Below are 23,466 nucleotides of genomic sequence, written 5' to 3'. Positions count from 1 at the left end.
TCGTGTCGTCAGCCGATCTCGCGCAGGAACTCGCCCGCCATGCCGGCAACGAGCTCCGCGTCTTCGAGATGCGGGAAATGTCCAAGACCGGGCAATGCGCGCAGCTCGACGCGCGGCGCCTGGGTCAGGCCGTCGCGCGCCGCCTCGACCATGTCCTGCGATACGAGCCAGTCTTCGGTACCGCGCGCGATCAGCACAGGACACCGAACGTTTTCCAGCAGCGCCCTGGAATCGCAATGTGCGTAGGCGCGAAGGTCGCCTTGCTGGGCAACCGGGATGATCGACAGCACGCCCCATTCGGAAAACGCACGCGCCTCGTCCGATGCGGCGGAGCCCACGAGACTCATCGAGAAGTCGAGATTCGCGTGCATCAGGTTCACCTGCGGGTGCGTCATCATCTCGAGCGCGCCGTCGGTGAAAGTCGGCGTATGCGCGGCGCCCTGCAAGGCGATCACCGCCCGCACCTCCGGATGGCGAGCGCCCAGCAGTAGCGCGAGGTTGCCGCCGATCGAGCATCCCATCACCGCCGGGCGTTCGAGCCCCAGCGTCTGCGCGAAACGCCATAGCCAGGCCTGGATCGACTCGATATCGCTGAGGCAGACGTTGCCTGCGAGCGGCCAGCTTTTGCCGTGCCCCGGCAAGTCCGGCGCGACGCAATGAAACTCCGGCGCGAGGCGCTGCATCACGCCTTGCCATTGGCGGTTCTCGCGTCCCGCGGTATGCATGAGCAGGATCGGCTTACCGCTGCCCGCACTTTCGTAGTACGTGCGCACGCCGTCCACATCGACGTAGCGTCCGACGATTTCAGTCATGGGAATCTCCAGAGGCAACCAGGTGCCGTGTCAACCGGAACAGCTGCCAGAGCGGACGATTGGCCCACGTCGCGGCCAGGGCGTCGCCGCTGACCCGGAGTTGGCCGTGCACGACGTTGATGGCCGCGCCGTAGGGCTTCTCGCCGGCGACGAGCCGCGCCCATTCGTCAGCGGGACCCGCTACGACGAACGCGAGCGCACCCGGCTCGACAAGCGCGAGGCTGCCGCGCTCGATACGCAGGCCGATACGGCGACCGCCCACCTCGAAGCCGAACGCCAGCTCGCGCAGATGCGCGCCGCGCTGGCGGAAGTCATCGTCCACATTGGCGGCGGCCACGACCCGCTGCCAGAACGGCTCGCTGCCGACGGTGTCACTCAGTACGATCATTGCGCTCACTTTGAATCTCCCACGATGCCGAGTTTGCGCAAGAGGCGATCCGCGTTTCGGTACAGCACGCCTTCGAGTGCGTCGGGCGAGAACGGGTGCATGCGTACGCGTTCGAGCGCGGTCGGAATCGGCACGACCGGAAAGCCGCTCGCGAACAGGATGCGATCGGGAATGCAGGTGTTGGCGGCCTCGGCGAACTGCGCGCAGCCCGGCAGATGAAAGTAGAACGAAGTATCGACATAGACGTTCTCGTGCCGGAACGCGAGCGCGATCGTTTCGGTGACCCAGGGCCAGCCGGAATGGTCGATGACGATCGTGAGTTCGGGGAAATCGCAGGCCACGTCGTCGATCGGCAGGACGCTGCCGTGTTCGAGCCGCGGGCCGGCGAACGGCAGCGGACCGCTCGTTATCACGACCGGCACGCCGAGTTCCGCGCATTTCGCGTAGATCGGGTAGAGCCGCCGATCATTCGCGGCGATGCGGCCGCCGTACGGATCGAGCGCGACGCCTTTCAAGCCGAGTTCTTCGACCGCGCGCCGCACTTCGCGCACCGAGCGCATGCCGAGCAGAGGATCGATGCCCGCCAGCCCCACCACGCGATCGGGATAGCCGTGCATGACTTCGGCGACGTATTCGTTCGTGACGTCATTGGCGCTCGTGCCGCTCGATTGGCGGCCGGCGAATACGACGCGCTCGACATCGAGCCGCGTCAGGTCCTGCATCCATTCGTCGATCGTGCGCGGTTGCGGCTGCGGCGAGCCGAGCTTGCGCATCACGGTTTGCGTGAGCGGCAGCTCCAGCGCGCGCAGGTATTCGGGCGTGGGCGGGCGAGCCCGGAAATCGATGATAGCCATCAAGCAGTCCTTACGTGAAGAAAACGATCAGCTGCGAAATCTTGCGATGACAGCGGGATCGGGATCGACTCCGAGCCCGGGATTCTGGGGAACGCGCAGCATGCCGTCGACTGGATGAATCCAGTCGCCATAGAGATTCTCGGGAAGGTCCACATACAGCCGCTCGAATGGCACGTCGTCGTGTCCGGACGCCGCGATCAGATGCAGCGTGGCGAGAAAGCCCGGTCCGAAATACGGCGAATGCGGCGCGATGCGCACCTTGGCCCGATCCGCGAGCGCGAAAATCTTCAGCATCTCGCTGACGCCCCCGCACTTGATGACACTCGGCTGCACGAAGTCGAGCGCGCGCGCGTCGAGCAGATCGGCGAAACCGTGGACGTTTGCCACGTTCTCGCCGGCCGCGATCGGCGCGGCGCCGTCTTCGCGCAGCACCGCGAGCGACGCCCGGTCTTCGGGCGGCCAGATCGGCTCTTCGAGCCAGTACAGGTTGCATGCGCGCAAGGACCCGGCGATCTCGCGAGCGGCGTCCAGCGTCCAGGCGCAATTGCAGTCGACCATCAGGCGCGTGGCCTCCCCCGCGGCGCTGCGAGCCGCCTCGATGTTGGCAGGCTCGATCTCATGAAGCTTGAGCGAACGATAGCCGTCACCCAATGCACGCGAGCAATTGTGGGCCACGTCCCGCGGGTTGCCGTAGCGCAGCAGGCTCGCATAGGCAGGCAGGGCCGGGACTTCGGCGGCGGGGTTGAGCAGCTTGTAGAGCGGCTGGCCCGCCACCTTCGCGGCCAGATCCCACAACGCGATGTTGATACCCGATATGCCGTACGTAACCGGACCATTGCGGCCGAACAGATGGAGTTTTTTCTCCAGCATCTCGCAGATCGCGTCGAGCTCGGCCGGATCGGCGCCGATGATGAGCGGCGTAATCATCTGATCGATCGCGGCCTGCGTGGACGGATCGACGTTGAAGCCGAACGCTTCGCCCCAGCCGCTCAGGCCATCGTCCGTGCGAATCTCGACGAGCAGCACGTCGATCGTGCCCCAGACCGTCCCGCCAAAGCCCGTGGGCGAACCGCCGTGCGAAAACGGCAGGCGAACGATGGTCGTCTCCACCGAAGCAATCTTCATCGCGTCTCCTCGATCTATGCCGCCGCCTGACACCCGGCCATATTTTGACTTGCTGCCAAGCTGCCTTACAGATTAAGTCTAAGCATCATCGCGGCAATGCGCAAGCAATGTTTCCAGGATCGCGAACGGGAGCCCCTTTCCGCCAGGCCCCCTCGTCTTGCAAACCGTCATCCACACATGCGACAGTGTCCGCATCCGGCACCGCCGCTGCCCCGCCACCGTCGCGCGCCCCTCAAGGAGACATACATGGACCTGATCCTCTGGCGTCACGCCGAAGCCGAAGATGTCGCCGCCAGCGATCTCGCCCGCGCGCTCACGACACGCGGCCGCAAGCAGGCGCAAGGCGTCGCCAAATGGCTGCGCGCCCGCCTGCCCGAGGACTCCGTGGTGCTCGCGAGCCCGGCGATACGCACGATCCAGACCGCCGAGACCCTCAGCGACCAGTACCGCGTAGTGCGCGAACTCGCGCCGAACGCGAGCGCGCGCGAAGTGCTCGACGCCGCCGGCTGGCCCGACGGCATCGCGCAGACTGTTGTAATCGTGGGACACCAGCCGACGCTCGGCCACGTCGCCGCGCAATTGCTCGGCAATAGCCCCGCGAGCTGGCCGCTGAAAAAAGCCGGCGTCTGGTGGATCGCGAGCCGCGAGCGCGACGGCGCGGAACAGGCCGTCCTGCGGGCCGCGATCAGTCCCGAGCTGGTCTGACGCGGCTTCCTCCGGACACCCAAACATCGGGAAGCGCACGCGAGCGGCTTACGGGCAGTCATCCAATCGTCACCGGTTTTTCATGCAAGCGTCACCCGGCGTTACTACATTGGCGAAAAAAGAATTTCACACTCTTTTCGATCAGGACCGCCAATGCGAGAACTGCCGACGCCCACCTTGCCCTTCGCTTCGCTCCTCGAATCGCGCCGTTTGCCGCGCGCCGAGGAAACGGTCACCGCCCAGCATCGATTGGAAGTGTCGTGGGCGCGTACCGACGAAGAATTGCGCGAGGCACAGCATCTGCGCTACCGCGTGTTCGCCGACGAAATGGGCGCGCGCCTGTCCGGCCCCACGGGCCTCGATGTCGATGCATTCGATTCGTACTGCGATCATCTGCTCGTGCGCGATCTCGACACGCTGAAGGTGGTCGGCACGTATCGCGCGTTGCCGCCGCACCAGGCCGCGCGCATCGGCCGCCTGTATGCGGAAAGCGAATTCGACGTGTCGCGTCTCACGCACCTGCGCGCGAAGATGGTCGAAGTGGGCCGCTCGTGCGTGCACCCCGACTATCGCAGCGGCTCGGTCATCATGTCGCTGTGGGCCGGTCTCGCCGCGTACATGAAGCACAACGGCTACGAGACGATGCTCGGCTGCGCGAGCGTCGCGATGGTCGACGGCGGCCACTATGCGGCCAACCTGTACTGCTCGCTGCGCGACAATGCGCTGACCGCGCCGGAATATCGCGCGTTCCCGCATACGCCGCTGCCGGTCGACGATCTGCAGACGGGCGCCGTCGTGGCCCCGCCGCCGCTCGTGAAGGGTTATCTGCGTCTTGGCGCGAAGATTTGCGGCGCACCGGCATGGGACCCCGACTTCAACACCGCGGACTTCCTGACGCTGTTCCGTCTGTCCGACATCAATGCGCGCTATGCCCGCCACTTCCTCGGCGACGCGCTGCCGCGCTGAGCAGGCAGTGTGAGCGCGCCGCAAACAAAAAGCCCGGCAAATGCCGGGCTTTTTTCATTCATGCGCGAACTGAAACGAAACGCTCGAAGGCAAGGACATGAAGCCGCGACATGACGCGCGGCCTCGCATGCCCATCAATCTTCCGTATAAACCACACGATACGGAATCCCAACCTTCTCCCACTCCGCCGCTTCCTGAATCAGGCTGTAATCGGTCAGCGGATTGTTGACGACCCATTCGTTCGGCAAGCGCACCTCGTAACCGCCGTTGGCCTGCGCCACCGAGATCCACGGCAGGCCGACGTCCGCGCGGCGGCGGCACAGCAGCGCCGCGAGCCGCAGGCAGAACAGCAGCGGCCATTCGACGTCGCGCGCCTGCGAGAGCTTGCCGAGCTTGCCCGCATGACCGAGCACGAGCGCCGCGAGGCGCGCCTGATCGGTACGCGAGAAACCCGGCATGTCGGCATTGCTCGCGATATAGGCCGAATGCTTGTGATAGGCGCTATGCGAAATGGAGAGCCCGATCTCGTGCAGCGACGCCGCCCAGCCGATGAACATGCGGTTTTCCGCGCGGCGCTCTTCGTCGGGCTCGGTGAACTGGTCGTAGAAGCTCATCGACAGATCGCCGATGCGCCCCGCCTGCGCGCGATCGACGCCGTAGCGGCGCATGAAGCCCTCCACCGTGACCGTGCGCATGTCTTCGTGCTGCGAGCGGCCGAGCAGGTCGTACATGACGCCGAGGCGCAATGCGCCGTCGGTGGTGTCGACGTAATCGACGCCGAGTTCGTCGAACACCGCGATCATGATCGACAGCCCGCCCGCGAGCACCGGTATGCGGTCGCCCTTCAGCGCGACGAGCTTCAGGCGGTTCACGTTCTCGGCCTTGATCAGCGCGCGCTTGAGCTTCTCCAGGCCGCCGCGCGAAATGCCGTGCGTGACGCCCGCATCGTTGAAGCCGTTCGCCTCGACCAGTTCGGCGAGCGCGCGCGCCGTGCCCGACGAGCCGATCGCCTGCTCCCAGCCGGTCTTCTTGTACTCGGCGGAAATGATCTGGATTTCGCGGCGCGCCGCGAGTTCGGCCTGGCGCATCGTGTATTCGTCGACGTTGCCGGCCGGGAAAAATGCGCGGCTATGGCTCACGCAGCCGATATACAGGCTCTCCATCTTGATCGGCGTGTAGTGCGAGCCGATGATGAATTCCGTCGAGCCGCCGCCGATGTCGACGACGAGCCGCTGGCCCGCGCTCGCCGGCACCGAATGCGCGGCGCCCGCGTAAATCAGGCGCGCTTCCTCGCGCCCCGCGATCACTTCGATCGGAAAACCGAGCGCGGCCTGCGCCTCGCCGAGAAATTCGCCGGCGTTCTTCGCGATGCGCAGCGTATTGGTCGCGACCGCGCGCACGTGGTCGGGATGAAAGTCGCGCAGACGCTCGCCGAAACGCTTCAGCGCGTCCCAGCCGCGCACCTGCGAGGCACGGTCGAGCATCTTGTCGCTCGACAGGCCGGCCGCGAGGCGCACCGGCTCGCGCAATGCATCGACCTGATAGATCTGGCTGCCCGCGTCGGTTTCCTCGACCCGGCCCACGATCAGCCGGAAGCTGTTCGAACCGAGATCGACCGCAGCGAGGAGTTGAGGGGTATTGGCCATCGGGTAAGCGGACTCCATGCGCGCTAGCGCGGCGGCTGCGGCGCCGGGCGTGGATGCCGGCAGCACCGCGCGCCGGCCCGGCGTTTTCGGCGCACGTTGCGCGTCGCGGCCGGCCGCGCTGTTCAAAGACGCCATTCTAAGCGTACCGGGCCTCACAATGTCACCTCTGAGCGCAGGGAGACTGGAATGGTCGCACAAGCCGTGCGTCATATTGACGACAGACGCCGATTACGGCATAAAATCTCAAAATAGCAAGAATGTCATAAGGGCGTCATTAAACTGTGCGAATTTCCGAGCGTCTTTCCGCCTCCATTCCAGACATTCCACTTCCGCTGCCGATGTCCATCCGCTATCCCTTATTGAATCGCGAACTGGGCATTCTGGGTTTCAACGAGCGTGTACTGGCGCAAGCCGCCGACCCCGCCGTCCCCCTGCTCGAACGCCTGCGCTTCATCTGCATCACCAGCAGCAATCTCGACGAATTCTTCGAAGTCCGCATGGCCGGGCTCCAGGAGCAGATCCGCGACAACCCCGGCGCGCTGTCGCCCGACGGCATGTCGCTGCAGCACGTGTACGGCCTCGTGGTCGAGCGGGCGCAGAAGCTCGTGCATCGCCAGTACACGATGCTGCACGACACGGTGCTGCCCGCGCTCGAACAGGAAGGCATCTATTTTCACGGCACCGAAGCCTGGAGCGACGCGCAGACCGAATGGGCGCGCAACTACTTCTTCGACGAACTGCTGCCGGTGCTCACGCCGATCGGCCTCGACCCGGCGCATCCGTTTCCGCGCGTGCTCAACAAGAGCCTGAACTTCGTCGTCGAACTCGAAGGCAAGGACGCCTTCGGCCGCCAGGCGATGATGGGCATCGTGCAGGCGCCGCGCGCGCTGCCGCGGCTCGTGCGCATGCCGCAGGAACTGTCGGGCTATCCGCATGGCTTCGTGCTGCTGAGCTCGCTGTTGCAGCGCTTCGTCGGCGAGCTGTTTCCGAGTCTCGTCGTGCGCAGCTGCAACCAGTTCCGCATCACGCGCAACAGCGAACTGTTCGTCGACGAGGACGAAATCACCAACCTGCGCGTCGCGCTGCAGGGCGAACTGCCGGCGCGGCATCTCGGCAACGCGGTGCGCCTCGAAGTGTCGGCCGAAACGCCGGCGCACGTCGTGCGGCGCCTGCTCGACGAAAGCGGCCTGTCGAACAAGGACTGCTACTACGCGAACGGCCCGGTCAATCTGGTGCGGCTCATGCAGTTGCCCGAGATGGTCGACCGGCCCGATCTGAAGTTCGTACCGCATATTCCGTCGACGCCGACGCAGATCGCCAACAGCGCCAGCATGTTCGACGTGATCGATCAGGGCGACGTGCTGCTGCATCACCCGTACGAGAGCTTCCAGCCCGTGCTGGAACTGCTGCTGCAGGCCGCCAAGGACCCGAACGTGGTCGCGATCAAGCAGACCATCTACCGCACCGGCACCGACTCGCCGCTGATGGACGCGCTGATGCAGGCCGCGCGCAACGGCAAGGAAGTCACCGTGGTGGTCGAGCTGCTCGCGCGCTTCGACGAGGAAACCAATATCAACTGGGCCTCGCAGCTCGAAGCGGTCGGCGCGCACGTGGTCTACGGCGTGGTCGGCCACAAGTGCCACGCGAAGATGATGCTGATCGTGCGGCGCGTGTCGTCGGGCGGCAAGACCACGCTCAAGCGCTACGTGCACCTCGGCACTGGCAACTATCATCCGCGCACCGCGCGTCTTTATACCGACTTCGGTCTGATGACCGCCGATCAGAAAATCTGCGAGGACGTGCACCACGTGTTCCAGCAACTGACCGGCATCGGCGGCGAACTGAAGCTGCACGAGCTGTGGCAATCGCCGTTCACGCTGCACCCGAAGCTCGTCGAGTCGATCCGCAAGGAAGCCGAGCATGCGCGCGCCGGCAAGAAGGCGCGCATCGTCGCGAAGATGAACGCGCTGCTGGAGCCGACCGTGATCGCCGAGCTGTACGAGGCGTCGCAGGCCGGCGTGAAGATCGATCTGATCGTGCGCGGCGTATGCTCGCTGCAGCCCGGCGTGGCGGGACTTTCGGAGAACATCACGGTGCGCTCGATCGTCGGGCGCTTCCTCGAACACCATCGCACCTACTACTTCTACGACGACGGCAAGGAGCAGGTCTATCTGTCGAGCGCCGACTGGATGGATCGCAACCTGTTCCGCCGCGTCGAAGTCGCGTTCCCGGTCAATAACCGGCGCCTGAAGCGGCGCGTGATCGCGGAAGGGCTGTCGGCGTTTCTCGGCGACAACCAGTCCGCGTGGCTCATGCAAAGCGACGGACACTATCGCCGGCGCCGGCCGGGCAAGTCGTCGCGCAATGCGCAGATGAGTCTGCTCGCGAAGTTCTGCGCATAGCCGTTGTGTTTTCGAGGTGTGCGCGACAATGGCGCGCGCCTCGATGAAGCCGACGAAGCGCAAATAAAAAAACCGCCTGAAGAAGGCGGTTTTTTTATTTCATGGCCGCTGCCGCACTCAAACCGGCGCCGCCTGGCAGCGTGCCGTGCGATACACCGGAAAGCGCACCGTGAACGTGCTGCCGCGCCCTTCCTCGCTCTTCACGTCGAGCTGCGCATCGTGGCGCTGCAACACGTGCTTGACGATCGCGAGACCGAGGCCCGTGCCGCCGGTGTCGCGCGAGCGGCTGCGATCGACGCGATAGAAGCGCTCGGTGATCCGCGGAATATCGGCGGCCGGAATGCCGAGACCGCTGTCCGTGACCGAGAACACCGCATGGCCGCCCACCGAGCGCCAGTTCACCTTGATCGTGCCGCCGTCCGGCGTATAGCGGATCGCATTCGTCACGAGATTGCCGAGCGCGCTGAACAGCTCGGTTTCGACGCCGGTGACGGTCAGCTCTTCGTCGACCTCGAAGACGATGCGGTGATGGTCGCTCGACAGACTGTCCGCATCGTCCCGCAGATGCCGCAACACCGCGCGCATGTCGATCATGTGATCGCTCGGCGACTTGTTGTCGCCCTCGAGCTTCGCGAGCACGAGCAGATCGTTGACGATATGGCGCATACGTGACGCCTGCTGCTCCATCAGCTCGAGATAGCGCGCGCGTTCGGCCTCGCCGAGCGGCAGCTCGCGCATCGTTTCGAGAAAACCGGACAGCACCGTGAGCGGCGTCTTCAGTTCATGCGAGACGTTGGCGACGAAGTCGCGCCGCATCGCGTCGGTGCGTTCGAGCTCGGTGATGTCCTGCGAGAGCACGAGCTTGCGGTTGTCGCCGTACGGAAACACCTGCACCGACAGCACGTTCTGGCGCTTTTCGCCCATGCCGCGCATGATCAGCATTTCCTCGTAACGATGCGAATTGAGGTAGTGCACGAAATCCGGATGACGCACCAGATGCGTGATGTGCTGGCGCAGATCGCGCTTCGCGTCGAGCCCGAAGTGGCTTTCGGAAATCGCGTTGCACCATTCGATCTGATCGTGATCGTCGAGCATCGCGACGCCGTTCGGCGAGGCCTGGATCGCCTGGATGAAACGCGAATGCTGCTGCTCGACCTGGCGCACCTGGGCGTGCCAGCGCTTCGCGAGCTTGTGCAGACGATAGTAGATTTCGCCCCAGATGCCGGGAGCGCTCGGCACTTCGCCGTACACCGGCGCGTCGAGCAGACGCCACAGGCGCTGCTTGTGGAAAGTACTGAAGATGCTCTGCGCGAGCAGCAGGATGATCGCGAGAGCGAGGCCCGCCTTGACGTTCACCAGTGCGCCGACCACCGCGCACAGAACAGCCAGCAGCACGACCGACACGATGGAGCGCGCCCAGATGATGTTCATGGTCTAGCGATCGAAGAGAAAATACGGCGCAGGAGGGAGTGGCGGCGCCGCGCACCGCCGCGGCTATCAGGCGCTCTTCGCCAGCCGGTAGCCGCTGCCGCGTACGGTTTCAATCATAGCATCGCAACCGGCGGGCTTGAGAGCCGCGCGCAGGCGCTTGATATGCACGTCGACGGTGCGTTCCTCGACGAACACGTGGTCGCCCCAGACCTGATCGAGCAGTTGCGTGCGGCTGTGCACGCGCTCCGGGTGGGTCATGAAGAAGTGCAGCAGGCGGAATTCGGTCGGGCCGAGATCGAGCTTGATCTCGCTGCCTTCCGCGTGGGCGGCGACGCGATGCGTAGCCGGATCGAGCTTGAGGCCGTTGATCGCAACCACGTCTTCGGTCAGCTGCGGCGCGCGGCGGCGCAGCACCGCCTTGATGCGCGCCATCAGTTCCTTCGGCGAAAACGGCTTCGTCACGTAGTCGTCCGCGCCGATCTCGAGGCCGAGCACCTTGTCCTGCTCGTCGCCGCGCGCGGTCAGCATGATGATCGGGATATGCTTCGTGCGCTCGTTGTTGCGCAGGTCGCGTGCGAACGAAATTCCCGATTTACCCGGCAACATCCAGTCGAGCAGCACGAGGTCGGGCAGTACGTCGCTGATCAGGTTGTGCGCCTGCTCCGCGTTGTACGCGCGAATCGGGCAATGTCCGGCGTGTTGAAGATTGACCGAAATCAGTTCGGAAATGGCTGGCTCATCTTCAATGACGAGAATGCTGCTGGGCATCGGCACCTCTGTTCCTTATCTCTGGATTAGCTGAGTGCTTCGCGTTCGAGCGTATCGCGCGACTGATGCCGCACGTCGGTGCCCTTCACGATGTAAATGATGAATTCGGCGATGTTCTTCGCGTGGTCGCCGATCCGCTCGATCGCCTTGGCGATGAACAGGAAGTCGAGGCCCACCGAGATCGAACGCGGATCTTCGGTCATGTAGGAAATCAGCTTGCGCACGAAGGCGCGGAATTCCTCGTCGATCGCCTTGTCGTCGCGCACGATCTGCGCGGCGGCAACCGTATCGAGACGCGCGAACGCGTCGAGCGCGCGGCGCAGGATCGACACGGCCATCTCGCCCGAAAGCTTGATCTCGGCGATGTTGATCGTGCGCGACGCGCCGTCTTCCATCAGGCGCTTGGTGCGCTTCGCGATCTTCTCGGCCTCGTCGCCGGCGCGCTCGAGGTTCGTGATGGTCTTCGAGATCGCGATCAGGAGGCGCAGGTCGCGCGCGGCCGGCTGGCGGCGCGCGATGATGTTGCTGCACTCCTCGTCGATCTCGACTTCCATCCTGTTCAGACGGTCTTCGGCGGCGATCACCTGCTCGGCGATGTCGAGGTCGAATTCGTTGAGCGCCTGCATCGCGTTGACGATCTGCGATTCGACGAGACCGCCCATTTCGAGCACCTTCGACGAAACGAGGTTCAGATCGGCATCGAACTGGCTGGACAGATGTTTATCGGACATGTCGTACTCCGTTGTATTGCCCGGCTGATTAGCCGAAGCGGCCCGTGATGTAGTCCTCGGTTTCCTTGCGGACCGGCTTGATGAAGATCTTTTCGGTGTCGCCGAATTCGATCAGTTCACCAAGGTACATGTAGGCAGTGTAGTCCGAACAGCGGGCCGCCTGCTGCATGTTGTGCGTGACGATCACGACCGTGTAGTCGCTCTTCAACTCCGCGATCAGCTCTTCGATGCGGCCCGTCGAGATCGGGTCGAGCGCCGAGCACGGCTCGTCGAGCAGCAGCACCTCGGGGCGGATCGCGATGCCGCGCGCGATGCACAGACGCTGCTGCTGGCCGCCCGACAGACCGTAGCCGCTCTGGCCGAGCTTGTCCTTCACTTCGTTCCACAGCGCCGCCTTCGTGAGCGCCCATTCGACGCGGTCGTCCATTTCCGAGCGCGACAGCGTTTCGAACATCTTCACGCCGAACGCGATGTTGTCGTAGATCGACATCGGGAACGGCGTCGGCTTCTGGAACACCATGCCGATGCGCGCGCGCAGCAGCGAGATATCGCGGCGCGTGGTCAGCAGGTTTTCGCCGTCCATCAGGATTTCGCCTTCGGCGCGCTGCTCCGGATAGAGCGCGTACATCTTGTTGAAGGTGCGCAGCAGCGTGGACTTGCCGCAGCCCGACGGACCGATGAACGCGGTCACCTTGCCTTCGGGAATCTGCAGATTGATGTTCTTCAGCGCGTGATACTTGCCGTAGAAGAAGTTCAGGTCGTTGACCTCGATCTTCGGACGCGCCGGCGCATGCGCCTGGCCGCTTTGTTCGGGGTCGGAGCCGGCGGGCGCGCTCACGTGCCCGATCGGATTGAGTTGGGTTTCTGCCATGTTCATCGGATTCACTCCGCCCATTACTTGTTCGAAAAGATCGTGCGCGCGAGGATGTTCAGTCCGAGCACCGCGAGCGTGATCAGGAAGACGCCGGCCCACGCGAGCGATTGCCACTGCGCGAACGGGCTCATCGCAAACTTGTAGATCGTGACCGGCAGGTTCGCGACCGGCTGGCTCATATCGACCGAGAAGAACTGGTTCGACAGCGCGGTGAAGAGCAGCGGCGCGGTTTCGCCGGCAATCCGCGCGACCCCGAGCAGCACACCGGTCACGATACCCGCGATCGACGCCTTCAGCGTGATCGACAGCACCATCTTCCACTTCGGCGTGCCGAGTGCGAAGGCCGCTTCGCGCATCGCGTTCGGCACGAGCTTCAGCATGTTCTCGGTCGTGCGGATCACGATCGGAATCTGCAGCAGCGCGAGCGAGAGCACGCCGGCCCAACCGCTGAAGTGGCCCATCTTTGCGACGACGAGCGCGTAGACGAACAGACCGATCACGATCGACGGCGCCGACAGCAGGATGTCGTTGATGAAGCGCGTCACGTTCGCGAGCCAGCCCCTCTGGCCGTATTCGGCGAGATAGACGCCGGCCATGATGCCGATCGGCGTGCCGACGAAGGTCGCGAGCGCGACCAGCATCAGGCTGCCGACGATCGCGTTGGCGAGACCGCCGCCGTCGGTGTTCGGCGGCGGCGTCGACTGCGTGAACAGCTCGATCGACAGCCCGCCGATACCGAGGCGCAGCGTCGTGTACAGAATCCACACGAGCCACAGCAGACCGAACGCCATCGCGGCGAGCGAGCAGGTCAGCGCAATCGCGTTCTTCACGCGGCGGCGTCCTTGCAGACGCGTGCGCATCGCTTCCAGGGTTGCCGCGTCGCGCAGACCCGGCATGTTCAGAGAGGACTCGCTCATTTCGCACCCTCCCCTTTCTCAAGACGAAGCAACATGATCTTCGAAATCGACAGCACGATGAATGTAATCACGAACAGGATCAGGCCGAGTTCCATCAGCGCCGACGTATGCAGGCCTGGGTCCGCTTCCGCGAACTCGTTGGCGAGCGCCGACGTGATGCTGTTGCCCGGCGAAAACAGCGAAATATTGTCGAGCAGGTTGGTGTTGCCGATCACGAACGTGACCGCCATGGTCTCGCCGAGCGCGCGGCCGAGGCCGAGCATCACGCCGCCGATCACGCCGGTCTTCGTGAACGGCAGCACGATCTTCCACATCACTTCCCACGTCGTGCAGCCGATACCGTACGCCGACTCCTTGAGCAGCACCGGCGTGACTTCGAACACGTCGCGCATGACCGAGGCGATGTACGGAATGATCATGATCGCGAGAATCACGCCCGCGCACAGAATACCGATGCCGATCGGCGGGCCCGCGAACAGCGCGCCGACGAACGGGATGCCGCCGAGCACCGCGCCGAGCGGTTTCTGGAACCACGTCGCGAAGATCGGCGCGAACACGAGCAGGCCCCACATGCCGTACACGATCGACGGAATCGCGGCGAGCAGCTCGATCGCGATGCCGAGCGGGCGGCGCAGCCAGGCGGGCGAAAGTTCGGTAAGGAAAAGCGCGATGCCGAAGCTGACCGGCACCGCGATGATGAGAGCGATGAGCGAGGTGGCGATGGTGCCGTAGATCGGCACGAGTGCGCCGAACTGCTTGCTAGGTGGATCCCAGACCGCTGTCCACAGGAAGGAAAGACCGAATTCCCGGATCGACGGCAACGAGGAAATGATCAGCGAAACGATGATGCCACCGAGCAACAGCAGCGTAACGACGGCGGCCAGCCGAGCCAGGCCGCCGAAGATCACGTCGCCGGAGCGGCCAGGCGCCTTCTGCTGAGACGCGCTGCCAGGCGGGGTGGCCCGGCTCGTGCCGGACGCTAGATGAATATCGGACATGGGAGCCTGAGTGACCTGTTGAAGCTGTTCCAGTTGCCGGACCGCACGCTGGGCGCAGCCGGTGACGCGGTGGCGAATGCCGGGTTAATGCCATTGGCCGTCCTCTCGCGAGGACGGCCAATGTAAGGCTCTGGCGCGGCTAAACCGCCGCGCCGGGGCAAGGCTGGACGGTCGCTTAGTCGGCGATCGGCTTGCCTGCTGCGTCCTTCACCTTCTGCTTCCACTGCGTGCGGATTTCCGACACGACCGACGGCGGCAGCGAGATATAGTCGAGGTCGTCAGCAGCCTGGCCGCCGTTCTTGAACGCCCAGTCGAAGAACTTCAGCGTTTCCGTGCCTTGCGCCGGCTTGTCCTGCGCCGTGTGCAGCAGCACGAACGTCGCGCCGACGATCGGCCATGCGTTCTTGCCCGGCTCGTTCGTCAGGATCTGGTAGAACGACTTCGACCAGTCAGCGCCAGCAGCCGCTGCCTTGAACGTTTCGGTTTCCGGCTGAACCACTGCGCCCGATTCGTTCTTCATCGCGACGTAGTTCATGTGGTTCTGCTTCGCGTACGCCCACTCGACATAGCCGATCGAGCCCGGCAGACGCTGCACGAATGCCGCGACGCCGTCGTTGCCCTTGCCGCCCGTGCCGGTCGGCCAGTTGACCGTGGTGCCTTCACCGACCTTCGACTTCCATTCCGGGTTGACCTTCGACAGGTAGTTCGTCCAGATGAAGCTGGTGCCCGAACCGTCGGCGCGGCGAACCACGGCGATGTCCAGATCCGGCAGCTTGACCTTCGGGTTCAGCGCGGCGATCGCCGGGTCGTTCCACTTCTTGACCTTGCCGAGGTAGATGTCGCCGAGCACTGCGCCCGACAGCGTCAGTTCGCCCGGCTTCACGCCCGGCACGTTGACCGCCGGCACCACGCCGCCGACCACCGTCGGGAACTGGAACAGGCCTTCTTTCGCGAGTTCGTCGTCCTTCAGCGGAGCGTCCGAACCGGCGAAGTCGACGGTCTTCGCGACGATCTGCTTCACGCCGCCGGCCGAGCCGATGCCCTGGTAGTTAACCTTGCCGCCGCCCGACTTCTGGTAAGCGTCGGCCCACTTCGTGTAGATCGGTGCTGCGAAGGTGCTGCCCGCGCCGGTGATGTCTGCGGCTTGCGCTGCCATAGCGAAGAGCGCGCCAGCGACGCCAGCGAACACGGTTTGCATCAATTTCATGAGACCTCCAAGGTGTGAGCGGTATGAGCGTGGAACACGAACACCGCGAAGCTTAGGGTCTCTTTATGACAAAACAATGACTGACCGTGAAACGGATGTGACAGTCATATTACTGTGCGAAAGGTGCTGAAACGGATAAACCGGCGCTCTGACGATGCGGGCTGCATCGCCTTGTAGATTAGGCGAAAAAAGATGGGGCGCGAACGTTTGCGCGAGGTGAGATGGGGGAATTTATGGTCGCTTTTTGATCGGGCGGGTTGTGCTGGTTTTTGGCGGGATGGCGAGGTGAGGGGGATTTTGCCGGGCGGGCGCGTTGCGGTGCATTCGGCGCGTTCGGGCGTTCGGGCGTTCGGGCGTTCGGGCGTTCGGGCGTTCGGGCGTTCGGGCGTTCGGCGAGCTTGATGCGTTCGATGCGTTCCAGTGGATAAGGACGTCTTCCGCGCTCGTGCTTTGGCTGCCCGGCGGTAGAGACAGGACTGGCGGCGGGACGTCGTTACCCTCGCCCCGCCGCTCACGTGTGGCTCAAGCCGTCGCCGTCCTCACCGTCTCGGCAATCGCTTCCGCATGCTGGACGGCGTCGTCGGCATTTTGCGCCTCGACCATCACACGCAGCACCGGCTCCGTGCCCGACGCGCGGATCAGCACGCGGCCATGGCCATCGAGCGCACCTTCAGCCGACTTGATCGCGCCGCGGATCGCCGCGCTGCCCTTCCAGTCCGCGTCCGGCTTCATGCGCACATTGATGAGTTTCTGCGGGAACAGCTTGACGCCATCGAGCAGCTCGGCGAGCGATTTGCCGCTGCGCTGCATCGCCGCGAGCACGAGCAGCGCCGAGACGATCCCGTCGCCGGTCGAATGGCGATCGAGCGACAGGATATGGCCCGAGCCTTCCGCGCCGAGCTGCCAGCCATGCTCGCGCAACTGCTCGAGCACGTAGCGGTCGCCGACCGCCGCGCGCACGAACTTCACGCCGGCGTTGCGCAGCGCGACCTCGACGGCCATATTGGTCATCAGCGTGCCGACCGCGCCTTCCACGTTGCCGGCGGTCGCGATGCGGTCCTTGACCAGCACGTAGAGCAGTTCGTCGCCGTTGTAGAGGCGGCCGGCCGCGTCCACGACCTGCAGACGGTCGGCGTCGCCGTCGAGCGCGATGCCGAGATCGGCATGATTGGCGCGCACCGCGCGCACCAGCGCGTCGGGCGCGGTCGCGCCGACGCCATCGTTGATGTTGAAGCCGTTCGGCGCGACGCCGATCGGGATCACTTCGGCGCCGAGTTCGTGGAAGACGTGCGGCGCGATATCGTACGCGGCGCCATGCGCGCAATCGACGACGAGCTTCATGCCGCGCAAATCGTACGCGGCCGGGAACGTGCTCTTGCAGAACTCGATATAGCGCCCTGCGGCGTCGTCGAGACGCCGCGCCTTGCCGAGCCGTTCGGAAGACGCGCAAGCAAGCGGCAATTCGAGCTGCTCCTCGATCTGCGCCTCGACGTCGTCCGGCAGCTTGTTGCCGTCGGCCGAGAAAAACTTGATGCCGTTGTCGTAGTACGGGTTGTGCGATGCGCTGATGACCACGCCCGCCGCAAGCCGCAGCGCGCGCGTGAGGTAGGCGATGCCGGGCGTCGGCATCGGGCCGGCCAGCATCACGTCGACGCCGGCCGCCGAAAAGCCCGATTCGAGCGCCGCTTCGAGCATATAGCCGGACACGCGCGTGTCCTTGCCGATCAACACCGTTGGCCGCGTGCCGGTTTTGGCCCAGTGGTCCGCACCCGCGAGTACCTTGCCGGCCGCGTAGCCAAGCCGCAACACGAATTCCGGCGTAATGGGCCCTTCGCCGACCTTGCCTCGAATTCCGTCCGTTCCGAAGTAACGACGTGCCATGCTTTATCACTCTCCCTATTACTGTGAGTTCAACTGCGGACGCGGCTCGCGTTCGCCGCGTCGCGCAGGGTGGCCCAGACTTTCAATGCATCGACTGTTTGCGCGACGTCATGCACGCGCAGAATCGCGGCGCCCCGCTCGGCCGCGCACACGGCCGCGGCGATACTGCCGGCCACGCGCTCCGATGCCGGGCGCCCGACCACGGCGCCGATCATCGACTTGCGCGAGACACCCGCGAGAATCGGATACGGCGACGCGGCCCGTGGGGCCGTGTCGCGCAAATGCGCGAGCAGCGCGTAGTTGTGCTCGACGACCGCCTTACCAAAACCGAAACCGGGGTCGACGCTGATGCGCGCACGCGCAACCCCCGCCTGCTCCAGCGCTGTTACGCGTTCTTCGAGGAAGGCGCGCACCTCGCTGACGACATCATCATATTCGGGCTCGCCGAGCTGCATGGTTTGCGGCTCACCGAGCATATGCATCACACAAAGACCGCAGTTGCCGTCGCGCACGGCGTCGATCGCGCCGGGCATCCGGAAGCCCCAGATGTCGTTGATCAGGTCGGCGCCCGCGCTCAATGCGTGGCGCATCACTTCCGGCTTGTAGGTATCGACCGACAAGGGCACGTTCGCGCCGCGCAATTGTTCGACGAGCGGCAGCACGCGTTCCAGCTCCTCGTCGAGCGACACCGGCGGCGCGCCCGGCCGCGTCGATTCACCGCCAATATCGATGATGTCCGCGCCATCGAGCATCATGCGCTCGGCCTGGCGCAGCGCGTCGTCGCGAATCGTGTACTTGCCGCCGTCGGAAAACGAATCGGGCGTGACGTTCAGAATGCCCATGACCAACGGGCGTTCAAAGGTCAGCGTGAAGCGGCCGCATTGCAGCGGCTCCGGAAGAAGAACGGAAGAGGAATCGACTTTCGACACGCAGCGGTGCTTCACATAGAACGGATAAATGCAAAACGGGCCGGTGTGCTACACACCGGCCCGCACTTTCTACTGGCTGCCGATCAGGCCGGCGCGGTCGCGCTACCCGGCTTGACCTCGGTGCCCGGACTGCCGCCCGACGAGGTATCGCCCGCCGACGGCGGAGAACTCTTCGGCGAACGCGGCGGACGACCTGCCATGATGTCGTTGATCTGATCTGCGTCGATCGTTTCCCACTCCATCAGCGCGGCGGTCATCGCCTCGACCTTATCGCGGTTCTCTTCCAGCAGACGCCGTGCGAGGGTGTACTGCTCGTCGAGCACACGGCGGATTTCCGCGTCGACCTTCTGCTGCGTCGCTTCCGAAATGGTTCGCGTGAAACCGCGGCCAAACGGCGAGGCGTCGTTTTCGTCGTCAACGTAGACCATCGGTCCGAGCGCGTCGGTCATGCCGAAGCGCGCCACCATCGCGCGAGCCGTCTGCGTCGCCTTGTTGAAGTCGTCCGATGCGCCCGTGCTGATCAGGTTCAGGAACAGCTCTTCGGCAACGCGGCCACCGAACAGGATCGCGAGACGATCGAGCAGATAGTCCTTCGAATACGTTTCGTTGTCATGCTCCGGCAACTGCCACGTCACGCCAAGCGCACGACCGCGCGGAATGATCGTGACCTTGTGCACCGGATCGGCCTTCGGTAACAGCTTCGCGATCACTGCGTGGCCCGATTCGTGATAAGCCGTTGCACGCTTGGACTCCTCGCGGATCACGGCCGACTTGCGCTCCGGACCCATGAAGATTTTGTCCTTCGCGTCTTCGAAGTCGGTCATTTCGACGATACGCTTGCCACGGCGTGCCGCGAACAAAGCCGCTTCGTTCACGAGGTTCGCCAGATCGGCGCCCGAAAAGCCCGGCGTGCCACGCGCGATCACTGCGGCGTCGACGTCGTTCGAGATCGGCACCTTGCGCAGATGCACCTTCATGATGTGCTCGCGACCGCGGATATCGGGCAGACCCACATACACCTGGCGGTCGAAACGGCCCGGACGCAGCAGCGCCTTGTCGAGCACATCCGAGCGGTTCGTGGCCGCGATCACGATGACACCCGAGTTCGCCTCGAAGCCGTCCATCTCGACGAGCATCTGGTTCAGCGTCTGCTCACGTTCGTCGTTGCCGCCGCCCATGCCGGCGCCGCGATGGCGACCGACCGCGTCGATTTCGTCGATGAACACGATACACGGCGCGTGCTTCTTCGCCTGTTCGAACATATCGCGCACCCGAGCCGCACCGACACCGACGAACATTTCAACGAAGTCCGAACCCGAGATGCTGAAGAACGGCACTTTCGCTTCGCCAGCAATGGCGCGCGCAAGCAACGTCTTACCGGTTCCCGGCGGGCCAACCAGCAGCACACCACGCGGAATGCGGCCACCGAGCTTCTGGAATTTCTGCGGATCGCGCAGGAAGTCGACCAGTTCCGACACTTCTTCCTTGGCTTCGTCGCAGCCGGCGACGTCGGTGAAATTGATCGCGTTGTTGTTCTCGTCGATCAGCCGCGCGCGCGACTTGCCGAACGAGAAGGCCCCGCCTTTGCCGCCCCCCTGCATCTGTCGCATCATGTAGAACCAGAAACCGATGATCAGGATCGTCGGCCCGAGGTAATACAGCACGGACATCAGTGCATTGGGTTCGTCGTCAGCCTTGCCGCTCACCTGTACGCCGTACTTCATCAGATCGCCGACCATCCAGATGTCGCCGGGCGACACGATCTGGTATTTCTGGCCGTCTGCTGGAGTGACCGTGAGGTTCCGCCCCTGGACAATGACGTTCTTGACTTTGCCGTTCTTCGCGTCGTCCATGAACTGCGAATAGGAAACGCCTTCCTGGACACGGGGCTTGTCGAACTGCTTGAACACCGTAAACAGCACCAGTGCGATCACCAGCCACACTGCTGCCTTCGAAAACATATTGTTGTTCAAAGCACCACTCCTTCACTTAGACGGGCGCCTACATTTGCCTTGCGGCACCACGAAAGCATTCTAATCCAGTCCGCAGCCCCCTGCCATAAGGTTTCGCTACCACGGAAATAGCGTAGCGGGCCGTGACGACGCCGTTTTCCGGCACTTCAGGCTCTTTAACGGCAGGGGTGGAACGATCCGGCAGCGCCCTATGCGGGACGCTTCAGATGCTTACCCAAAATAAACGTTTCTGACGACTTGTCCCGCGACGCTTTCGGCTTGCGGGCCGCTACCACCTTGAACTGGCGCTTGAACTTTTCGACAATCTGGCTGTAACCGCTGCCATGAAAGCACTTGACTAAAAGGGCACCATCCGGTTTCAGGTGATTCTGCGAGAATTCCAGCGCGAGATCGCACAAATGCTCGATCCGCGCGGCATCCGCCACCGCCACTCCGGACAGGTTGGGCGCCATATCCGAAATTACAAGGTCTACCTGGCGCGCGCCGACCAATTCTTCGAGCTGAACCAGCACCGACTCCTCGCGGAAGTCGCCTTGAATGAAGTGGACGTCGGCGACGGGCTCCATCGGCAAGATGTCGAGAGCGATAATCGTGCCGTCGATGCCGCCCTCGCGTTCCGCGTTGCGCTGGGTGCCGCCCGCGAGCTTGTTGCGCGCGTACTGGCTCCAGCTGCCCGGCGAGGAACCGAGATCGACGATCACCTGCCCCGGACGGATCAGCTTGTCCTGCTCGTCGATTTCCTTGAGCTTGTAGGCCGCGCGGGCGCGATAACCTTCCCGCTGCGCCATTTTGACGTACGGGTCGTTGATGTGGTCATGCAGCCACGCGGTATTGAACTTGTTTTTTGCCATTAAAGATTGAACTCTTGCTGCGTCGTGTCGCGCTTTAGGGGATAATACGCGGTTAATTCGCGCGGCCCCGCCAAACTGGCGGCCATCCGCGATTCTGTTGTTCTGACGCGCGTCCTGCCGAATCAAACTGTCCGAGTCGTTCGCCGACCGGGCGAAAACGCAGGAGCCGCCATTTTAGTCGAGTCTCCCACTTTCCATGCCAGCTCTTAAAGTCTCTTCCGACCAACGCGCCGAATTGCGCTCCCAGGCTCACGCGCTCAAACCGGTCGTGCTCGTCGGCGCCGAAGGCTTGACCGATGCTGTGCTCGCCGAGATCAAGGTCCACCTGGCCGCTCATGAGCTCATCAAGATCCGCGTGTTCGGCGACGAACGCGAGGAACGCATTGCCGTCTACGAACAGATCTGCGACGAGCTGAACGCCGCGCCGATCCAGCATATCGGCAAACTGCTCGTGATCTGGAAGCCGGAGGCGGCGCAACCGGCGGCGAAAGCAAAACGCGGCGCATTGCCCAGCGCCCGCGAAGCCGCCGTTGAAGCGAAGCCGGCCAAAGGACGAGCGCCGCGCGTCGTCAAGGTCGTCAAACCGACCGAAGTGCCGATGCGCAAACCGAGAGCGAAGGCCGTGCTCGTGCGCGGCAACGAGCGCGTCACGCAAGGCGGCAACATCAAGCGCGCGAAGAAGCGCCAAACCAGCGCGAAGCGCTCGCATCAGTCGTCGAAATAAGCGGTGGTGGAAGGTGCGGATTTGGTCCGCACCTTATGCAGCGAGCTATCGGAATTGAATGACTGAAGGCACGATGGCTGGCGCCCCGGCCAACCGGGCAGAAAACACTGCCGGCTCAGCCATCCGTTAGCAGGCGATTAACATACGGTAACGACGCGGACAACCGCGAGCAAAACGAAGCAGCGGCAAATAAAACCCGGCAAAGCGACGATCAGTCGCACACGAGCCTCAGCCCGCCACCTTCCGCCCGGCACCGCAAGCGCCCTCTTCCGCCGCCGTCGAACCGGCGTTCGCCGGCAACAACCACACGAGCGCAACACCAAGCAGGCTCTCGACCAGATAAAACAGGCTCGAGACGCCGTGCAGGATGCCAAAGCGCGTCGCATAAACCGAATGGCCGACGTCGCTGCCCGCTTGCTGCGCGGCAATACGCAACGCATTCATGAACGGCTGCAGCGCGAAATATCCCACCAGCACGCACACGAGCATGCCGGCGATCAGCCAGCGCGCGCGGCGATACGCCGCGCTGCCGCGCCGAACCAGCAGATTGGCGAGACCGAGCAGCAAAATGCCGCATACCACGCCAAGCACGCCCTGAATGCGAAACAGCTGCGCCGCGACAGCGCCCGCCGTCATCCGGTCGAGCGTCGTGAACAGCACGGGCGCCACGGCATAGCCGATAGTCAGCAGACTGCCGACCCACACCACAGTCAGAAGACGGAAAAATCGATGCGGTATCACGGACACCAGCGCCACCCTCACACGTAGCTGACCGCGATGATTTCGTATTCGCGCACGCCGCCCGGCGCCTGCACCGAAGCGACGTCGCCTTCCGACTTGCCGATCAGCGCGCGCGCGATCGGCGAGCTGATCGAGATCAGGCCGTGGTCGATGTCCGCTTCGTCGTCGCCGACGATCTGGTACTTGACCGACGCACCCGAATCGAGATCTTCGAGCTCGAGCGTCGCGCCGAACACCACGCGCCCGTCCGCTTCCACTTGCGACGGATCGATGACCTGCGCGCCCGCGAGCTTCGACTCGATTTCGGCGATGCGGCCTTCGATGAAGCCCTGCTTTTCCTTCGCAGCGTCGTATTCCGCGTTTTCCGACAGATCGCCCTGGGCGCGCGCTTCCGCGATCGAGTTGATCACGGCCGGACGTTCAACCGATTTCAGGCGCTGCAATTCATCGCGCAGCATGTCTGCGCCGCGCTTCGTCAATGGAATAGTGCTCATAAACAACTCTGGAGGCAAAAAACGGCCGTAAAAAAAATCACCGCGGTTA

General features: G+C 63.9%; 22 protein-coding genes. 4 read left to right on the top strand and 18 right to left on the bottom strand.

What is annotated here, in order from left to right; translation table 11 throughout:
- Positions 1–8 precede the first annotated feature (8 nt).
- The 4 genes from G3N58_RS16065 to G3N58_RS16050 are packed head-to-tail and all read right to left on the bottom strand — an operon-like array spanning position 9 to position 3,179.
- Positions 9–812 carry an alpha/beta hydrolase gene (locus G3N58_RS16065; protein ID WP_205999614.1) on the bottom strand — a complete coding sequence of 268 codons (804 nt, stop codon included), beginning with the start codon at positions 810–812 and terminating at the stop codon, positions 9–11.
- Positions 805–1,209 carry a hypothetical protein gene (locus G3N58_RS16060; RefSeq protein WP_205999613.1) on the bottom strand — a complete coding sequence of 135 codons (405 nt, stop codon included), beginning with the start codon at positions 1,207–1,209 and terminating at the stop codon, positions 805–807. The genes G3N58_RS16065 and G3N58_RS16060 overlap by 8 nt, the downstream gene beginning before the upstream one ends.
- Positions 1,206–2,054: an amidohydrolase family protein gene (locus G3N58_RS16055; RefSeq protein ID WP_167043083.1), complete on the bottom strand. Its 849-nt coding sequence runs from the start codon at positions 2,052–2,054 to the stop codon at positions 1,206–1,208. Before G3N58_RS16055 ends, G3N58_RS16060 begins: the two co-directional genes overlap by 4 nt.
- A 27-nt stretch (positions 2,055–2,081) precedes the next feature.
- Positions 2,082–3,179, bottom strand: coding sequence for a mandelate racemase/muconate lactonizing enzyme family protein (locus G3N58_RS16050; protein ID WP_205989415.1), 1,098 nt, complete (start codon positions 3,177–3,179; stop codon positions 2,082–2,084).
- 246 nt (positions 3,180–3,425) lie between these two features.
- Between G3N58_RS16050 and sixA the strand changes: the two genes are divergently transcribed.
- A complete protein-coding gene (sixA, locus tag G3N58_RS16045; RefSeq protein ID WP_167043079.1) occupies positions 3,426–3,884 on the top strand; it encodes a phosphohistidine phosphatase SixA in 459 nt (152 codons plus the stop codon).
- 153 nt (positions 3,885–4,037) lie between these two features.
- A complete protein-coding gene (locus G3N58_RS16040; protein WP_167043077.1) occupies positions 4,038–4,850 on the top strand; it encodes a GNAT family N-acyltransferase in 813 nt (270 codons plus the stop codon).
- Positions 4,851–4,984: 134 nt separating this feature from the next.
- Here G3N58_RS16040 and ppx read toward each other — a convergent pair whose 3' ends face one another.
- On the bottom strand, positions 4,985–6,631 hold the full coding sequence (gene ppx, locus G3N58_RS16035) for an exopolyphosphatase (RefSeq protein WP_167043075.1): 1,647 nt from the start codon (positions 6,629–6,631) through the stop codon (positions 4,985–4,987).
- A gap of 203 nt (positions 6,632–6,834) precedes the next feature.
- On the opposite strand from ppx, the gene ppk1 reads away from it, so the two are divergent.
- Positions 6,835–8,898, top strand: a complete 2,064-nt coding sequence (ppk1, locus tag G3N58_RS16030; protein WP_167043073.1) for a polyphosphate kinase 1 — start codon at positions 6,835–6,837, stop codon at positions 8,896–8,898.
- 117 nt (positions 8,899–9,015) lie between these two features.
- Here the strand turns inward: ppk1 and phoR are convergent, their stop codons facing one another.
- The 11 genes from phoR to G3N58_RS15975 form a co-directional block, all read right to left on the bottom strand.
- Positions 9,016–10,329 carry a phosphate regulon sensor histidine kinase PhoR gene (gene phoR, locus G3N58_RS16025; RefSeq protein ID WP_167043071.1) on the bottom strand — a complete coding sequence of 438 codons (1,314 nt, stop codon included), beginning with the start codon at positions 10,327–10,329 and terminating at the stop codon, positions 9,016–9,018.
- Positions 10,330–10,395: 66 nt separating this feature from the next.
- Complete coding sequence (gene phoB / locus G3N58_RS16020; protein ID WP_008922879.1) at positions 10,396–11,097, bottom strand: phosphate regulon transcriptional regulator PhoB; 702 nt, start codon at positions 11,095–11,097, stop codon at positions 10,396–10,398.
- 26 nt (positions 11,098–11,123) lie between these two features.
- On the bottom strand, positions 11,124–11,828 hold the full coding sequence (gene phoU, locus G3N58_RS16015; protein WP_167043069.1) for a phosphate signaling complex protein PhoU: 705 nt from the start codon (positions 11,826–11,828) through the stop codon (positions 11,124–11,126).
- Between the two features lie 28 nt (positions 11,829–11,856).
- Positions 11,857–12,705 carry a phosphate ABC transporter ATP-binding protein PstB gene (gene pstB, locus G3N58_RS16010; protein WP_167043067.1) on the bottom strand — a complete coding sequence of 283 codons (849 nt, stop codon included), beginning with the start codon at positions 12,703–12,705 and terminating at the stop codon, positions 11,857–11,859.
- A gap of 17 nt (positions 12,706–12,722) precedes the next feature.
- Positions 12,723–13,619, bottom strand: coding sequence for a phosphate ABC transporter permease PstA (pstA, locus tag G3N58_RS16005; protein WP_167043065.1), 897 nt, complete (start codon positions 13,617–13,619; stop codon positions 12,723–12,725).
- Entirely contained in the window at positions 13,616–14,617 is a 1,002-nt protein-coding gene (gene pstC, locus G3N58_RS16000; RefSeq protein ID WP_167043063.1) for a phosphate ABC transporter permease PstC, read from the bottom strand. The genes pstA and pstC overlap by 4 nt, the downstream gene beginning before the upstream one ends.
- A gap of 175 nt (positions 14,618–14,792) precedes the next feature.
- Positions 14,793–15,824, bottom strand: a complete 1,032-nt coding sequence (pstS, locus tag G3N58_RS15995; protein WP_167043061.1) for a phosphate ABC transporter substrate-binding protein PstS — start codon at positions 15,822–15,824, stop codon at positions 14,793–14,795.
- A 522-nt stretch (positions 15,825–16,346) separates the two neighbouring features.
- Positions 16,347–17,705, bottom strand: a complete 1,359-nt coding sequence (glmM, locus tag G3N58_RS15990) for a phosphoglucosamine mutase (RefSeq protein WP_167283588.1) — start codon at positions 17,703–17,705, stop codon at positions 16,347–16,349.
- Between the two features lie 29 nt (positions 17,706–17,734).
- Complete coding sequence (gene folP, locus G3N58_RS15985) at positions 17,735–18,547, bottom strand: dihydropteroate synthase (RefSeq protein WP_205192957.1); 813 nt, start codon at positions 18,545–18,547, stop codon at positions 17,735–17,737.
- Between the two features lie 170 nt (positions 18,548–18,717).
- On the bottom strand, positions 18,718–20,607 hold the full coding sequence (gene ftsH / locus G3N58_RS15980; protein ID WP_167043055.1) for an ATP-dependent zinc metalloprotease FtsH: 1,890 nt from the start codon (positions 20,605–20,607) through the stop codon (positions 18,718–18,720).
- 188 nt (positions 20,608–20,795) lie between these two features.
- Positions 20,796–21,458 (bottom strand): RlmE family RNA methyltransferase, encoded by a 663-nt coding sequence (locus G3N58_RS15975; protein ID WP_167043053.1) that lies wholly within the window; start codon positions 21,456–21,458, stop codon positions 20,796–20,798.
- Between the two features lie 196 nt (positions 21,459–21,654).
- On the opposite strand from G3N58_RS15975, the gene G3N58_RS15970 reads away from it, so the two are divergent.
- Positions 21,655–22,182, top strand: coding sequence for a YhbY family RNA-binding protein (locus tag G3N58_RS15970; RefSeq protein WP_167043051.1), 528 nt, complete (start codon positions 21,655–21,657; stop codon positions 22,180–22,182).
- A gap of 228 nt (positions 22,183–22,410) precedes the next feature.
- Here G3N58_RS15970 and G3N58_RS15965 read toward each other — a convergent pair whose 3' ends face one another.
- The gene (locus G3N58_RS15965) at positions 22,411–22,920 is read right to left on the bottom strand and encodes a DUF4149 domain-containing protein (protein ID WP_205989414.1); all 510 of its coding nucleotides are present in this window, start codon (positions 22,918–22,920) and stop codon (positions 22,411–22,413) included.
- Positions 22,921–22,940: 20 nt separating this feature from the next.
- A complete protein-coding gene (gene greA, locus G3N58_RS15960; RefSeq protein ID WP_085480876.1) occupies positions 22,941–23,417 on the bottom strand; it encodes a transcription elongation factor GreA in 477 nt (158 codons plus the stop codon).
- Between the last annotated feature and the right edge of the window lie 49 nt (positions 23,418–23,466).

Origin of the sequence: Paraburkholderia sp. Ac-20342 (genome assembly GCF_017104985.1) — a bacterium.
GTDB lineage: Bacteria > Pseudomonadota > Gammaproteobacteria > Burkholderiales > Burkholderiaceae > Paraburkholderia.
Note: the sequence above shows the minus strand (reverse complement) of the source record. Positions and strands in the feature narration are given on the sequence as shown.